Annotated in this window: 12 protein-coding genes and 2 pseudogenes; 6 read left to right on the top strand and 8 right to left on the bottom strand. The window is 65.0% G+C overall.

Annotated elements, in window-relative coordinates:
* Positions 1-79: 79 nt before the first annotated feature.
* Both ygfZ and F0Q45_RS19600 read left to right on the top strand, forming a co-directional pair.
* Positions 80-1,171: a CAF17-like 4Fe-4S cluster assembly/insertion protein YgfZ gene (gene ygfZ / locus F0Q45_RS19605; protein ID WP_149655519.1), complete on the top strand. Its 1,092-nt coding sequence runs from the start codon at positions 80-82 to the stop codon at positions 1,169-1,171.
* Positions 1,172-1,330: 159 nt separating this feature from the next.
* Complete coding sequence (locus F0Q45_RS19600) at positions 1,331-1,513, top strand: DUF3073 domain-containing protein (RefSeq protein ID WP_149655518.1); 183 nt, start codon at positions 1,331-1,333, stop codon at positions 1,511-1,513.
* A gap of 158 nt (positions 1,514-1,671) precedes the next feature.
* Here the strand turns inward: F0Q45_RS19600 and purM are convergent, their stop codons facing one another.
* Entirely contained in the window at positions 1,672-2,766 is a 1,095-nt protein-coding gene (gene purM, locus F0Q45_RS19595) for a phosphoribosylformylglycinamidine cyclo-ligase (RefSeq protein ID WP_149655517.1), read from the bottom strand.
* Between the two features lie 82 nt (positions 2,767-2,848).
* The gene (purF, locus tag F0Q45_RS19590; RefSeq protein WP_188113036.1) at positions 2,849-4,378 is read right to left on the bottom strand and encodes an amidophosphoribosyltransferase; all 1,530 of its coding nucleotides are present in this window, start codon (positions 4,376-4,378) and stop codon (positions 2,849-2,851) included.
* A 302-nt stretch (positions 4,379-4,680) separates the two neighbouring features.
* On the opposite strand from purF, the pseudogene F0Q45_RS29470 reads away from it, so the two are divergent.
* Positions 4,681-4,926 (top strand): annotated as a pseudogene (locus F0Q45_RS29470) (PE family protein).
* 70 nt (positions 4,927-4,996) lie between these two features.
* Here the strand turns inward: F0Q45_RS29470 and F0Q45_RS19580 are convergent.
* On the bottom strand, positions 4,997-5,383 hold the full coding sequence (locus F0Q45_RS19580; protein WP_149655515.1) for a sterol carrier family protein: 387 nt from the start codon (positions 5,381-5,383) through the stop codon (positions 4,997-4,999).
* Between the two features lie 19 nt (positions 5,384-5,402).
* Between F0Q45_RS19580 and F0Q45_RS19575 the strand changes: the two genes are divergently transcribed.
* The 3 genes from F0Q45_RS19575 (at position 5,403) to F0Q45_RS19565 (ending at position 9,612) form a co-directional block, all read left to right on the top strand.
* Entirely contained in the window at positions 5,403-6,608 is a 1,206-nt protein-coding gene (locus F0Q45_RS19575) for an MCE family protein (protein WP_149655514.1), read from the top strand.
* A gap of 11 nt (positions 6,609-6,619) precedes the next feature.
* Positions 6,620-7,879: an HAD family hydrolase gene (locus tag F0Q45_RS19570; RefSeq protein ID WP_262491068.1), complete on the top strand. Its 1,260-nt coding sequence runs from the start codon at positions 6,620-6,622 to the stop codon at positions 7,877-7,879.
* 134 nt (positions 7,880-8,013) lie between these two features.
* Complete coding sequence (locus F0Q45_RS19565; protein WP_149655513.1) at positions 8,014-9,612, top strand: stealth family protein; 1,599 nt, start codon at positions 8,014-8,016, stop codon at positions 9,610-9,612.
* Here the strand turns inward: F0Q45_RS19565 and F0Q45_RS19560 are convergent.
* The 5 genes and pseudogenes from F0Q45_RS19560 to F0Q45_RS19540 form a co-directional block, all read right to left on the bottom strand.
* The gene (locus F0Q45_RS19560) at positions 9,557-10,513 is read right to left on the bottom strand and encodes a phosphodiesterase (RefSeq protein ID WP_149655512.1); all 957 of its coding nucleotides are present in this window, start codon (positions 10,511-10,513) and stop codon (positions 9,557-9,559) included. The two genes, F0Q45_RS19565 and F0Q45_RS19560, sit on opposite strands and share 56 nt — an antisense overlap.
* A 73-nt stretch (positions 10,514-10,586) precedes the next feature.
* Positions 10,587-11,204 carry an Rv0804 family intramembrane glutamic endopeptidase gene (locus tag F0Q45_RS19555; RefSeq protein WP_188113037.1) on the bottom strand — a complete coding sequence of 206 codons (618 nt, stop codon included), beginning with the start codon at positions 11,202-11,204 and terminating at the stop codon, positions 10,587-10,589.
* Positions 11,192-13,456: a phosphoribosylformylglycinamidine synthase subunit PurL gene (gene purL / locus F0Q45_RS19550; protein WP_149655520.1), complete on the bottom strand. Its 2,265-nt coding sequence runs from the start codon at positions 13,454-13,456 to the stop codon at positions 11,192-11,194. The genes F0Q45_RS19555 and purL overlap by 13 nt, the downstream gene beginning before the upstream one ends.
* 124 nt (positions 13,457-13,580) lie before the next feature.
* The gene (locus F0Q45_RS19545; RefSeq protein WP_149655511.1) at positions 13,581-13,928 is read right to left on the bottom strand and encodes a VOC family protein; all 348 of its coding nucleotides are present in this window, start codon (positions 13,926-13,928) and stop codon (positions 13,581-13,583) included.
* Between the two features lie 11 nt (positions 13,929-13,939).
* Positions 13,940-14,125: pseudogene (locus tag F0Q45_RS19540) on the bottom strand (M18 family aminopeptidase); the annotation flags it as partial.

Genomic DNA, 14,125 nt, shown 5'->3' with positions numbered 1-14,125 from the left:
CGCGGCAGCGCCGGGCGCAGCGGGACCGCGCGTTGCAGCTGACCTGACGACACGCTGGGCCGCTCCGTACAGTTGTCATGTGACTGCAGTTCCTGCGCCAGCGCTCGGACCCGACGCCGACGCGATCTGGCACTACGGCGACCCGCTGGGCGAACAGCGGGCTATCGAAACTGGTGCGGTGCTGGTGGACCGCTCCCATCGGGCCGTCATCACCTTGACCGGCAAGGACCGAAAGACCTGGCTGCACAGCATCTCCACCCAGCACGTCAGCGAATTGCCCGACGGCGCCAGCACGCAGAATCTCAACCTGGACGGTCAGGGCCGGGTGCAAGACCACTGGACCCAAACCGAATTGGCTGGCACCACCTATCTTGATACCGAGCCTTGGCGCGGTGAGCCGCTGCTGGACTACCTGCGCAAGATGGTGTTCTGGGCTGACGTGACCCCGCAGAGCGCCGACCTGGCGGTGCTGTCTCTGCTGGGCCCCCGCCTGTCCGACCAAGCGGTACTTGACATCCTGGGCGTCGAGGCGCTGCCGGCCGAGCTGACTGCTATTCCCGTTGACGGCGGCGGATTTCTGCGCCGGATGCCCGCTACCCCCGACAATATCGAACTCGACCTGCTCATACCGCGTCGTGATTCCGCTAACTGGCAGCATCGCTTGATGCAGGCAGGTGTACGACCAGCCGGCATATGGGCCTACGAAGCGCACCGCGTAGCAGCCAAGCGCCCACGGCTGGGCGTCGACACCGATGAACGGACGATCCCCCACGAAGTGGGCTGGATCGGAGGTCCCGGTATCGGTGCTGTGCATCTCGACAAGGGCTGCTACCGCGGGCAGGAGACCGTCGCGCGGGTGCACAACCTAGGCAAACCGCCCCGAATGCTGGTGTTGGTGCACCTAGACGGCTCGGGGGAGAGGCCGTCCCCCGGTGATTCGGTCTTGGCGGGCAGCCGCGTTGTCGGACGCCTCGGAACGGTGGCTGAGCACGTAGACCTGGGTCCAGTGGCTTTGGCTTTGGTCAAGCGCGGGCTACCACCGGACACCGAGCTGGTGACTGGTCCCGACGCCAACATCGCCGCGGCGATCGACGCCGACTCCTTGCCCCCTGCCGACGAAGTGGGTGCCGGCCGAGTGGCCGTCGACCGATTGCGACGTGGCGTGCAGTGATGACCTGTGACGCGCGTCATGCTGTGCGGGCTGTTGGTAGGGCACAACCACGCCAGCGCGTGTGGCACGGTAAGCTATCGGCAGGACAATACTGACACCAAGAGATCGGAGCCGCCTACTTGTTAGGCCGCTCCGTTGTTTTCGCGAGGGGGTTCCCCCATGGGCCGCGGCCGGGCTAAGGCAAAGCAGACCAAGGTTGCTCGAGAACTTAAATACAGCTCCCCGCAAACCGACTTCCAGCGGCTTCAACGTGAGCTGTCGGGAGCAGGTGCCGATGCATCCGACCACGTAGACGACAACGTCGAAGACTCGTGGAATGACGAGGACAGCTGGCGCCGCTAGCAGTCAGGGGCGGCTTTCCGGCTCAAATGCTTGTGCGCCGGCCGGTTTTCTCGGAAGCCGACGTCGACCTCGGCGGGGGCCATAATTCAGTCAGTCGGATCGCCCAGCAGCTAGCTCTCATGAGGACGGCGTCAACAAGCAACGGTGTTCGACACGCTTCAAAACCTGGGGTGCCGTCCAACCAAGGTGGCGCGCGGCCCGTCTTTTCCGCCTTTGCGCACGGTTCCCAGGACCCAGCAGGTCAAATGCCGTGCGGTCAGTATGGCCAACGCGCGGTCGGTGTCTTCGGGAGCCACCACGGCAACCATGCCGACGCCCATGTTGAACGTCTTTTCCATCTCTTCGCGCGCCACCCGGCCGCGCTGGGCGATCATCGCGAACACCGGTGCAGGCGTCCATGTGCCCCGGTCGACCTCGGCGACCAGCCCATGGGGGATCACGCGGCCTAGGTTGCCGGCCAACCCGCCGCCCGTCACATGGCAGAAGGTGCGGACGTGGGTTTCGGCGGCCAGCGCCAGGCAGTCCTTGGCGTAAATCAGCGTTGGCTCGAGCAATTCTTCGCCGAGAGTGCGGCCAAACTCCTCAACATAGCCGGCCAGGTTCATCCGGTCGATATCCAGCAGCACCGTTCGAGCTAGGGAATATCCGTTGGAATGCAGGCCCGACGATCCCATCGCGATGATGACGTCACCAGGTCTCACGCGCTCGGGCCCCAGCACATCGTCGGCCTCGACCACGCCGATGCCGGTGGCCGAGATGTCGTAATGGTCGGGTTCCATCAGACCGGGATGTTCAGCAGTCTCGCCCCCGAGCAGCGCGCAGCCCGCACGCACGCAGCCCTCCGCGATCCCGCCAACGATTGCGCTGACCCGTTCCGGCACGGTGCGGCCAACCGCAATGTAGTCCTGCAGGAACAGCGGCTCGGCACCGCACACCACCAGGTCGTCGACCACCATCGCGACCAGATCGAGGCCGACGGTGTCGTGCTTGTCCAGCGCTTGAGCGACCGCAAGTTTGGTGCCCACGCCGTCGGTGGAGGCGGCGAGCACGGGTTCCCGGTAGCCCCCGCGGAGGGCAAACAATCCGGCAAATCCGCCCAGTCCGCCGCACACCTCGGGTCTGCTGGCCTTGGTGGCGAGCGGCTTGAACAATTCGACCGCTCGGTCACCGGCGTCGATGTCCACCCCCGCTGACGCGTAGGTGATGCCCGGGCTGCCAGGGCCTCTTACGGAGCTTGGTAGGGGATCCGTCATCGCGATACAGGCTACCGGGCGGTGCGCGGCACCGGTATCGGCAACCGCAGCTCTCATGCCGAGTGCCAATCAGTGGGGTAGGTCAGCGCCTAACTGGAACCTCATCGGCAGAACGATCGCCCAGCCCAGCTCCGCGCGCGGTGTTGGCAAGCATCTGCTCGATGACATTCTTGCCCAGCGCGGTCTCGCCGGGCAGCTCAATGGGATACACGCCGTCGAAGCAGGCCGTGCACAGCCGCGAGGCAGGTTGCTCGGTAGCGGCAATCAGCCCGCGCAACGAAATGTACCCGAGCGTGTCGGCATTGATGGCATGCCGGACCGCTTCGAGCATCTCGGCCTCGGTCTCCACCGCATTGGCGATCAACTCTGCCGGCGAGGGAAAGTCGATTCCGTAGAAACACGGCCACTTCACCGGCGGCGAGGCGATACGCACATGGACTTCCACCGCGCCGGCTTCCCGCAGCATGCGCACCAAGGCACGCTGAGTGTTGCCCCGCACGATCGAGTCGTCGACGACGATGAGCCGCTTGCCGCGGATCACCTCTTTGAGCGGGTTCAGCTTCAGCCGGATGCCGAGCTGGCGGATGGTCTGCGACGGCTGGATGAAGGTGCGCCCGACGTAGGCGTTTTTCATCAATCCCTGCCCGTATGGGATGCCGGACTCCTGTGCGTACCCCACCGCCGCGGGCGTTCCCGATTCGGGCACACCGATCACCAGGTCGGCGTCCACCGGGCATTCACGGGCCAGCCGGCGACCGATCTCCAGGCGGGCGCCGTGCACGGACCGACCGGCCAGCGTGCTGTCCGGCCGCGCCAGGTAGACGTATTCGAAGATGCAGCCCTTGGGTGTGGGATTGGCGAACCGCGTGGACCGCACCCCGTCGGCGTCGATCGCCAGCAACTCGCCCGGTTCGATGTCGCGGACGAACGAGGCGCCAACGATATCGAGTGCGGCGGTTTCCGACGCCACGACCCAGCCACGGTCCAGACGCCCGAGCGACAGCGGCCGCACCCCGTGCGGGTCGCGGCACGCATACAGGGTGTTTTCGTCCATGAACGTCAGGCAGAACGCGCCGCGCACGGTCGGCAGCAGCTGCAGCGCCGCCTGCTCCAACGTGGAATCGGCCGCACCGTGGGCCAGCAACGCGCCCAAGATGTCGGAATCGGTGGTTGCCGGGGCTGGGCAGCAGCGGGCGCCGATCAACCCCGCCTCGCGGGCGCGGGCAGCGAGGACAGCGGTGTTCACCAGGTTCCCGTTGTGCCCCAACGCCACGCCGGTGCCAGCCGCGGTATTGCGGAACACGGGCTGGGCGTTTTCCCAGGTTGTGTCTCCGGTGGTGGAGTAGCGGCAGTGGCCGATGGCGACGTGGCCCGGCATCGCCGCCAGAGTCTGCTCGTCGAACACCTGGCTGACCAGACCGAGATCTTTGAACACCAGCACCTGCGATCCATCGGCAACCGCGATCCCTGCGGCCTCCTGGCCTCGATGCTGCAACGCGTACAGGCCGAAATAGGTGAGTTTGGCGACATCTTCGCCGGGGGCCCAGACCCCGAAGACACCACATTCTTCACGGGGCGAGTTGAGGTCTAGCTCGGGCTGCTGGACGGTCACAGTGTGGCGGCTCCCTGGGGCGCGGTTGGTGACGTAAAGGAAGTCTACGGGCAACTGGCATATGTCGCCGAATTGACTTGGCGGATCTGGGCCTCCAAATGCTGGGCACGACGACCGGATAGCGATCAACATGGTGTTACGGTTCTACTCCACCCACGCGTTGAGCAGGCTGTCACGGTTGGGAGGTGCAGATGTCATTTATCCTCGCAGCTCCAGAGCCCGGCTAGCTACCGCCGCGGAGTTGGCCGGCACCCACACAGCTGTGACCACCGCTGATCGGGGCGGCAGCGGCGCCCACCACGGTGGTGCTCGCCGCGGGCGCTGATGAGATTTCGGCGGTCGTGGCCTCGCTGTTTTCCGGACCCGGCCGCAGCTAGCACATGCTCGGCGCACAGGCAGCGGCATTTCACCAGCAGTTCATGCGGCTGCTTACTGCTAACGGCCGGGCTTGTTCCAGCGCCGAGGCCATCAACATCACGTTGATTCATGTCCTCGATATCGTCAATGCGCCGACCCAGCAACTGCTGGGTCGGCGCATTGATTGGTAACGGTGCCGACGGCGCGCCCGGAACGGCGGCAACGGCGGACAGTGGTTCGGCGTGAACGGGGAAAAGGACGCTAAAGATCGACCAGCGGTAGCCACAATGCGACCTCGCCCGCCCGCGAACCCGAAAGGGTCAGCTCCCCGTTGGCATGTGCCTGTGCCACCGGCAACAACCCGGTAGCTACCAATAGCCAGGTGCGCGGATCGGTCTCCACGACATTGGGTGGTGTGCCGCGGGTGTGTTTCGGCCCGGAAACACATTGCACCGCGGCGAAAGGCGGGATCCGAACCTCGACGCTGGCACCCGGAGCCAGCGCAGCCAGCGTGCACGCAGTGAGCCGAACGGCCGCCGCCAGGGCATCCCGGTCCGGCGCCGGACGGGTTCCGTCGCGTAACCAGTCTGCAATGGCGAACACGGCCTGCCGGGTCTTGGCCGGATCGGCCTTGTCACGGGTGGCCATACCTTAGGGTCTCAGAATCATGGATCCGCGATCGCGGCCACCGTACAAGATCATCGGCCTGGTGTGGCTGATGGTCTTGGCACTCGTCGCCGTCGCACTCTACGGTCAATTTCGGGGCAGTTTCACCCCAAAGACGACGTTATCGTTGATCGCTCCGCGTGCGGGTTTGGTGACCGACCCGGGTGCCAAGGTCACCTATAACGGCGTGCCGATCGGGCGGGTGTCCCGCATTTCGGAAGTAACACATGATGGCACGCCGGCGGCCCAGCTGGTCTTGGACGTAGATCCGACGTACCTCAGGTCTATTCCGGCCAACGTGGCAGCAGAGATAAAGTCGACCACGGTCTTCGGCAACAAGTACGTGTCGCTGATTTCACCCAAACACCCTGAACCGCAACATATCACATCGTCCATGGTGATCTATGCGACGGCGGTGACGACAGAGTTCAACACGCTGTTCGAGACGCTGACCGCGATTACCGAGAAGGTGGATCCGGTCAAGCTCAACCTGACGCTGGGTGCGGCCGCTGAGGCCCTGAGCGGCTTGGGAGACAGCTTCGGTGCCGCACTGGCCAGCGGCAGCGCGATTCTCGACAACGTCAACCCGCAGCTGCCCAGAGTCCGGGCCGACATCAGGGGCCTCGCCGCACTGGGCAACATCTACGCCGCGGCCATACCTGACCTGTGGTCCGCTCTGGATCGGGCCGCAACCACGGCGAGCACCGTCGACCAACGGCAGAGCGAACTGGATGCGGCATTGCTGGCAGTCGCTGGATTGGGCCAAACCGGCTCTGAGGTGTTCGAACAAGGCGGACCGTACCTGGCGCGGGGGGCCGCCGATCTGCTTCCCAGTAGCCGGCTGCTCGACGTATACAGTCCCGAGATCTTCTGCACCCTCCGCAACTACAGTGAAGTCGCACCCAGGATCCGCGCCGCACTAGGACTCAACGGCTACTCGCTGGGCTCAACGTCCTCCGGCGCTCTCTCTGGGGCCCCAAATCCGTACACCTATCCGGAGAATTTGCCGCGGGTCAACGCAAGGGGCGGACCCGGCGGCCAGCCGGGGTGCTGGCAGCAGGTCACTCGTGACTTGTGGCCCGCTCCGTTCCTGGTGATGGACGTCGGCGCCAGCATCGCCCCATACAACCATTTGGAACTTGGTCAGCCAATGTTCAACGAATATGTGTGGGGACGTCAGTTCGGTGAGTACACCATTAACCCGTAGCGAGACAAGCAATGACACGGTCGGCCATCCGGACGCTTGCTGCCACAGCGCTATTGCTGGCACTGCCGAGTTGCAGCGGATCCGGCGAACACCCCGGCACCAGCGCGCACGGCTGCCGAACCCTGGCCACAGACTCAGGATGGTATGGCGATAACCGTGATCAGATCGACGCGATGATCGGCCAACTCGGCACCTGCGGCAAAACCGGATCGGCGGCCAACAGCGCTCCCTTAGCGTTGTTGGACTGGGACAACACCATGGTGCGAAACGACGCCGGCAACGCCACGTTCTATTGGATGGTCAACAATTCCAGGGTGCGCCAACCCGCTGGCGGCAACTGGTCCACCACCAGCAGCTACCTCACACCGCAGGCGTCAGCGGCGCTCGCCGCCGCGTGTGGCGGCCTCGCGGCTCCCGGCCAGCCGTTGCCCACAGGCTCCCACCGCGGCTGCGCCGACGAGCTGGTGTCGGTGTACACCCAGCGTCAAACCCGCTCCGGCGCAATCGCCTTCACCGGCTTCAACCGACGGCGCATACAACCTGCCGACGCCTGGGCGGCGCAATTGCTGGCCGGCTGGACTCAAGCCGAGGTCGCCGAATTTGCCGTCGCAGCCCGACAGCAGAACCTCGACGCCGCCCAGGATGCCGAACAGACCGTCGGCAGCACCCGGCAAACCGGCTGGTTACGCTACCAGCCCCAGATGCGAGATCTTGTCGCGACGCTGCAGGCGAACGGGTTTGACGTGCGGATCATCTCCGCCTCAGCCGAACCAGTGGTCCGGGTTTGGGCGGCGGACGTGGGGATCCCCGCTGACCACGTGATGGGTGTGCGCACCGAGCAGGACGGTGACGTGCTCACCCCGCGACTGGTGCGCTGCGGTGGCGAGCCGTCGATCCCGTTCAATGAGGGCAAGCGGTGCCGGGTCAACGAGCAGGTGTTCGGCGTCCACGGCGCGACCGCGTTCCAACAGTTGCCGGAACAGCGCCGCCAAGTGTTCGCGGCCGGTGATTCGGATGGGGACGCGACGTTCACCGCGGACGCTACCGCGCTGCGGTTGGTGCTCAACCACCATCAAATCGAGCTGATGTGTCGGGCCTACGCCAACGCTGACGGCCGATGGCTGGTCAACCCGTTTTTCATCGATCCCCTGCCGATGAGACCGCCATATCCCTGCGCCACACAGGGCTTCGATGAGCCCGATGGCGGCCAAGCACCGCTGCGTCAACCCGACGGCAGCGTGGTGCCCGATCAACCCGACCGCGTGCACTGACGGAGGGCAAAATATGCTGTCACGCAAGCGTTGTAGACTTGGCGTTGCTTCCCTGCGCTCTCACCCTGCACCGGCGCACGATGTGTGAGATTCTCTTCCGTGCCCTAGTCACTTCTCCCTAAGGCGGTGTTCCGATGCCCCAGATCCCTTCGCGCGATGGCGGCCGGCCCGCCCAGCGCAGCCTAGCGCCCATCATCGTTACCCGACGAGGCAAGATTGCCCGACTCGAATCCAGCCTGACCCCGCAGGAGGCGCAGATCGAGGATCTGGTCTTTGCGCGAAAAGCGTTGAACCGAGCCGGTATTCCATTCTTGTTGATCCGCAACCACAATAACAGGCCGATTCTGGCTATCGCCGTCCAATTGCGGCCCGCGGTCGAGCGCGCACTTGCGGCTGCATGCGCTACCGAACCGATGTACGCCAAGACGGTTGACGAAAAGGGAATTCCTCCGGTCTTGCTGGCCAATGGCCGGCTTTCCGGGTTGAGTGATCCGCGCATCCTCCGGTTGTACCGGCGCCGGATTGCGCCGGGCGGATTTCGGTATGGCCCGGCATTCGGCGTCGAACTCCAGTTCTGGGTTTTCGAGGAATCACTGATCCGCTGCCCAGTGGAAAACTCCCTTACTCGCAAAGTGCTGCCGCGCAATGAGCTAACGCCAACAACGGTCACGTTGCACGGCTACAAGTGGCCGACGCTGGAGGGAATGTTCACCCCGCATGCCAGCGACGTCACGTTCGACATCGACCTGGTGTTCTCCTGGATCGACGGCACCGACCCGGAGTTTCTGGCCCGGCGCGCAGCGCAAATGTCGCAGTACGTGATGGGCGAAGGCGACGACGCCGACGCGCGGATCCGCCAGATTGACGAATTGAAATACGCGCTGCGGTCGGTAAACATGTTTGCTCCATGGATCCGCCGCATCTTTATTGCAACGGATTCCACCTCGCCGCAATGGATGGCCGAGCATCCAAAAATCACCATTGTCCGGGCCGAGGAACACTTCTCGGATCCTGCCGCGCTGCCTACCTACAACTCGCATGCGGTAGAGAGCCAACTACACCACATCCCGGGGCTTAGCGAGCATTTCCTGTACTCCAACGACGACATGTTTTTCGGCCGGCCGCTCAAGGCCAGCATGTTCTTCTCCCCGGGTGGCGTCACGCGGTTCATCGAGGCCAAGACCCGGATCGGACTGGGCGCCAACGATCCCACCCGCAGCGGCCACGAAAACGCCGCCCGGGTTAATCGGCGGCTGTTGTTCGAGCGGTTCGGGCAACTGATTACCCGCCATCTCGAGCACACCGCGGTCCCGCTGCGCAAAAGCACTCTGTTAGAGATGGAACAGGAATTCCCAGACGAGTTCGCGCGCACTCAGGCCAGCGCGTTCCGATCGGGCACCGACATTTCGGTGACCAACTCGCTGTATCACTACTACGCGCTGATGACGGGGCGTGCCGTCCCACAGGAAAAGGCCAAGGTTCGCTACGTCGACACCACCAGCCGCGCTGGACTCGACCTACTGCCGGAATTGCGCAAGCACCGCAACTACGATTTCTTCTGCCTGAACGACGGCAGCTTTCCCGAAGTCGGTGCGGCTGAGCGGGCAGAGCGAGTCGTCAGTTTCCTGGAGCGGTATTTCCCCGTCCCCGCGCCGTGGGAGAAAGTCGCGTCCGACATCAGCCAGCCGAACCTGGACCTACCGGTAGCGTCAGCACCATTGGAGGGTGGCTGAACAGCGAATCCCGTCGCGACGGTTCGATGAACATGCCACTTGCGGCGATTTGACGTCTCGCCTGCTCGGGCGAAACAAAGGTGCCCACCGTTTTCCCGGTACCCAGCGGGATGACGGAGTGCACAACGGTGTCCCGGTAGACGTGCACCAGGTTGCAGCCCTGGGCGCCATCTCGGCCGCGGGTGCCGCCGACGGCAACCGCGAGGTCTTGGGTGTAGCAGGTGGCCGAAGCCACCGATACCGGAATGCCGACGAATGTGGCGTGCGTCGAGTAATGCAGATGTCCCGCCAGGATGGACCGAACATCGCTACCCTTGAGCACGGACCCCAAGGCAGCTTGGTCACGCAGTTCTACCGTGACCGCCAAGTCCAAGACGCTCGGAATCGGCGGATGGTGCAGAGCCAAGATAGTGCCGTGCGGCGCTGCTTTCTCTAATTCGGCTGCCAGCCAATCTAATTGGGAATTGCGCAGTTCGCCGTAATGATGACCCGGCACCGAGGTGTCCACGGTGATGATCCGCAGGCCGTCGATCATGCACACCCGGTCCACCGGTGCCATCGACGGCGCCTCATCCAGCAGAAATCTGCGCAGCGCGGCCCGATCATCGTGGTTGCCCATCACCCAGATGAGCTCGGCGCCCAACTCGAGGGCAAACGGTTCAATCATGCCGCGCAGCTTGCGATACGCCTGCGCCTCGCCGGTGTCGGCCAAGTCGCCGGTGACGATAATCGCATCAGGCAGTACCCCGGAGCGCTTCAGCTGGCCGAGCAGCTCAGTCAGCCTGCCGTCGGCATCCACGTCACCGTAGAGTGGGTTATCCCCACCGACCAGATGCGTGTCGCTGATATGCAGAAGAACGTATTCCGGCCGCGGATGCTCCGCGGCCCTAAGTCTATGCACCGCAGGTGCCAACCCTCTCGGTCAAGTGATCGCTGTGAAAAGCGCAGCCCGACAAGTATAGCCGCGCTTTCGCTCAGCGCCGCTGAACGACCAGCGCCGCAATCGCACCGGCCTCGTTGATGGCCAAATGCAGCAGAATTGGCGCCGCCAGGCTGCCGCAGCGATCGGCCAGCCACCCGAACACCCACCCTGCCAGGCCGGTGACCAGCACCGTGGGCACCAGCGGCGCACCCAGCGCGCGCGCGTCGGCGATGTGCGAGAGCCCAAAAGCACCCGCCTGCAGCAGCAGCCCGCCCGCCCGACCGTAAGCCCCGGAACTGGCAGTAGCCAACGCTGCCCGAAACGCAGCCTCCTCGGCCCATACCGTGCCGAAGGGTATTTGCCACCCGAGCCAGCCCGGCACCGACTCTGGCAGCTCGCGCGCGGACATCGATAATCGCACCACGGGCGTCGGCGTCGTGGCCGCGATCGCCGTCGTTGCCGCTACCGCGGCCACCGAACCCAGCCGCAACCCCGCCCATAGCCGTGGCGGCAGCATGCCCAGTGGCGCGCGGGTCACCAGCACCAGCAAGCATCCCAGCCCGGCTTGCAGTGGTACCCGCCACCGGGCCGGCAGCGTCGGACCGATGAAGCTCCAGCCAACCAGGCTGCCGGCCAAAGACAGGGCACGCAAACGACTTACCCAAAGAATCGCGGCAGCACCGCCTCTGACGTCTGGCGCAGTTCTGCCAGCGACACTGTGAACAGCCCTTGGAATTCAATCGAATCCGAGGCCTGATCGACGACGCCGACGCGAACGGCGGGCAGTGCCCGCGCCTCGCACATCGCGCGGAAGCGGCTTTCCTCAGTGCGCGGCACCGCAACCAGCACCCGGCCGGGTGACTCCGAGAAGAGCATCACGAACGGGTCGGTGCCTTCGGGAAGTACGATGCGGCAGCCGGTTTCGCCGGCCAGCGCCGATTCGACGATGGCTTGGGTCAGCCCGCCTTCGGACAGGTCGTGCGCGGCGGACACCAGCCCGTCGCGCGACGCCGAGCACAACACGTCAGCCAGCAGCTGCTCGCGGGGCAAGTCGACTCTGGGCGGCAGTCCACCGAGATGGTCCGCGGTCACCTGCGCCCAGATGGATCCGTCGAACTCGTCGCGGGTGTCACCCAGCAGCATCAGGGTTTCGCCGGACTCACTGCCCAGCGCGGTGGGGATGCGCCGAGCGACATCGTCTATCACGCCGAGTACACCGACCACCGGCGTGGGCATGATCGCGGTTGACCCGGTTTGGTTATAGAAGCTGACATTGCCGCCGGTCACCGGAATGCCCAGGGCAGCACAACCATCGGCGAGGCCACGGACCGCTTGGGCGAATTGCCACATCACTGCTGGGTCTTCGGGGGAGCCGAAGTTGAGGCAGTTGGTCACGGCCACCGGTGTGGCTCCGGTGACGGCGACGTTGCGGTACGCCTCGGCCAGCGCCAGTTGGGCACCCGCGTAGGGGTCCAGCAGGGCGTAGCGTCCGGAAGCGTCGGTCGAGACGGCGATGCCGCGACCGGTAGTTTCGTCGATACGCAGCATGCCGCCGTCGGCGTGCTCGGCCAGCACCGTGTTGCCGCGCACATAACGGTCGTACTGCTCGGTGATGAATGCGCGACTGCACAGCTGCGGACTGCCGAGGAGCGCAAGTAAAGTCGCGCGCAGTTCGGCTCCGGTGACCGGCCTGGGCAGCCGCGCCGAGGTGTCGGCGTTCAGAGCGTCTTGGGATTCCGGGCGGGCTACCGGGCGCTGGTATACCGGACCTTCATGGGCCACGGTGCGCGGCGGCACGTCGACGACCGTCTCGCCGTGCCAGGTAATCCGCAACCGATCGCCGTCGGTGACCTCGCCGATCACCGTAGCCAACACTTCCCACTTGCGGCACACCGCCAGGAAGGCGTCGACGTTCTCCGGGGCAACCACCGCGCACATGCGTTCCTGCGACTCGCTGCACAGCACCTCGGCGGGGGCCATGTCCTTGGCCCGCAGCGGCACGGTGTCGAGTTGGATCGACATGCCGCCGTCGCCGGCAGACGCCAATTCCGATGTTGCGCACGATAATCCGGCGCCACCCAGGTCCTGGATGCCAATCACCAGGCCGCCCGCGTAGAGCTCGAGGCAGCACTCGATGAGCACCTTCTCCATGAAGGGGTCGCCGACCTGCACCGACGGTAGCTTTTTGCGCGACCCGCTGCTGTCGAAGGTGTCTGATGCCAGCACCGAAACCCCGCCAATGCCGTCGAGCCCGGTACGCGCGCCGAACAAAATAATCTTGTTGCCGGCGCCAGAGGCGAACGCCAAATGCAGGTCCTCCTGCCGCAGCACGCCGACGCAGAGCGCGTTGACCAACGGGTTGCCGGCGTAACAGGCGTCGAAGACGGTCTCGCCGCCGATATTGGGCAGGCCGAGTGAGTTGCCGTAGCCGCCGATACCGCGGACCACCCCGTCGAGCACCCGGCGGGTATCAGGCGCGTCGGCCGCACCGAACCGCAGCTGGTCCATCACCGCCACCGGTCTTGCACCCATGGCCATAATGTCTCGGACAATGCCGCCGACACCGGTGGCCGCGCCCTGGTACGGCTCGACATAGGACGGGTGGTTGTGCGATTCCACCTTGAAGGTAACGGCCCAGCCGTCGCCGATATCGACGACGCCGGCGTTTTCGCCGATACCGGCCAGCATGCCGGCGCGCATCTGTTCGGTGGTGGTCTCGCCGAAGTAGCGCAGGTGCACTTTCGAGGACTTATACGAGCAGTGTTCGCTCCACATCACCGAGTACATGGCTAGCTCGGTGTCGGTGGGCCGGCGCCCCAGAATCTCGCGAATCCGCTGGTACTCGTCGTCTTTGAGGCCCAACTCATGGAACGGTTGCGGCTGATCAGGGGTGGCCGCCGCGTGCTCGACGGTGTCAATGATGTGGATGCGCGCGCTCGTCACGCCCGCTAGTTTAGGTCGGGCGGTCTTTCTTGCCGAGCGTGACGTCAGTGCGCGATTTCGGCAAAAATCTCGCAGCCACGTCACGCTCGACGAGCCGCCTAGGCTACCGGCCCACCACGCAGAACAGGTTGCCCTCGGGGTCGGCCAGTACCACCCAGCGGATGTTCTCCCCGAACTGATGCCGTTCGACTTCGGTGGCTCCAGCGGCCGTCAGCCGCGTCACCTCGGCATCCACATCCTTAGCACTGAAATCCAGATGTACCCGATTCTTTCCCGGAGTGGGATCGGGCACCTTCTGAAATCCGAGCCGGGGCCCTTCCGAGCGGGCCACCACGACGAACTCACCAGGCATCAGATCGTGGGCCGTGCCATCGAAGTGCTCGGCCCACCAGCCGGCCAGCTTCGCCGGGTCGCGGCAATCGAAGGTGACCATCTCCACGCTGAGCGCCATGCCTCACAACCCTATGCCTGCGGCGCGAGAAACGCCTGCAACGCCGCGGAATACGCGGCCACGTCGTGCGCACCCATCAACTCGCGCGCCGAGTGCATCGCGAGCTGTGCGGCACCCACGTCGACGGTGGGTATGCCGGTCCGAGCCGAGGCCAGCGGCCCGATCGTCGACCCGCACGGCAGGTCCGCCCGGTGCTC

It is taken from the genome of Mycobacterium simiae (assembly GCF_008370645.1).
GTDB lineage: Bacteria > Actinomycetota > Actinomycetes > Mycobacteriales > Mycobacteriaceae > Mycobacterium > Mycobacterium simiae_A.
The sequence above is the reverse complement of the archived record's forward strand: the minus strand, read 5'-3'. Positions and strand labels throughout refer to the sequence as shown.

What these genes read in the sequence shown, in the direction of transcription:
- purM (WP_149655517.1), bottom strand. Translation starts at nt 2,766, where the DNA reads ATGACGGATCCCCTACCAAGCTCCGTAAGAGGCCCTGGCAGCCCGGGC.
- F0Q45_RS19600 (WP_149655518.1), top strand. Translation starts at nt 1,331, where the DNA reads ATGGGCCGCGGCCGGGCTAAGGCAAAGCAGACCAAGGTTGCTCGAGAA.
- F0Q45_RS19575 (WP_149655514.1), top strand. Translation starts at nt 5,403, where the DNA reads ATGGATCCGCGATCGCGGCCACCGTACAAGATCATCGGCCTGGTGTGG.
- F0Q45_RS19580 (WP_149655515.1), bottom strand. Translation starts at nt 5,383, where the DNA reads ATGGCCACCCGTGACAAGGCCGATCCGGCCAAGACCCGGCAGGCCGTG.
- F0Q45_RS19570 (WP_262491068.1), top strand. Translation starts at nt 6,620, where the DNA reads ATGACACGGTCGGCCATCCGGACGCTTGCTGCCACAGCGCTATTGCTG.
- F0Q45_RS19565 (WP_149655513.1), top strand. Translation starts at nt 8,014, where the DNA reads ATGCCCCAGATCCCTTCGCGCGATGGCGGCCGGCCCGCCCAGCGCAGC.
- F0Q45_RS19545 (WP_149655511.1), bottom strand. Translation starts at nt 13,928, where the DNA reads ATGGCGCTCAGCGTGGAGATGGTCACCTTCGATTGCCGCGACCCGGCG.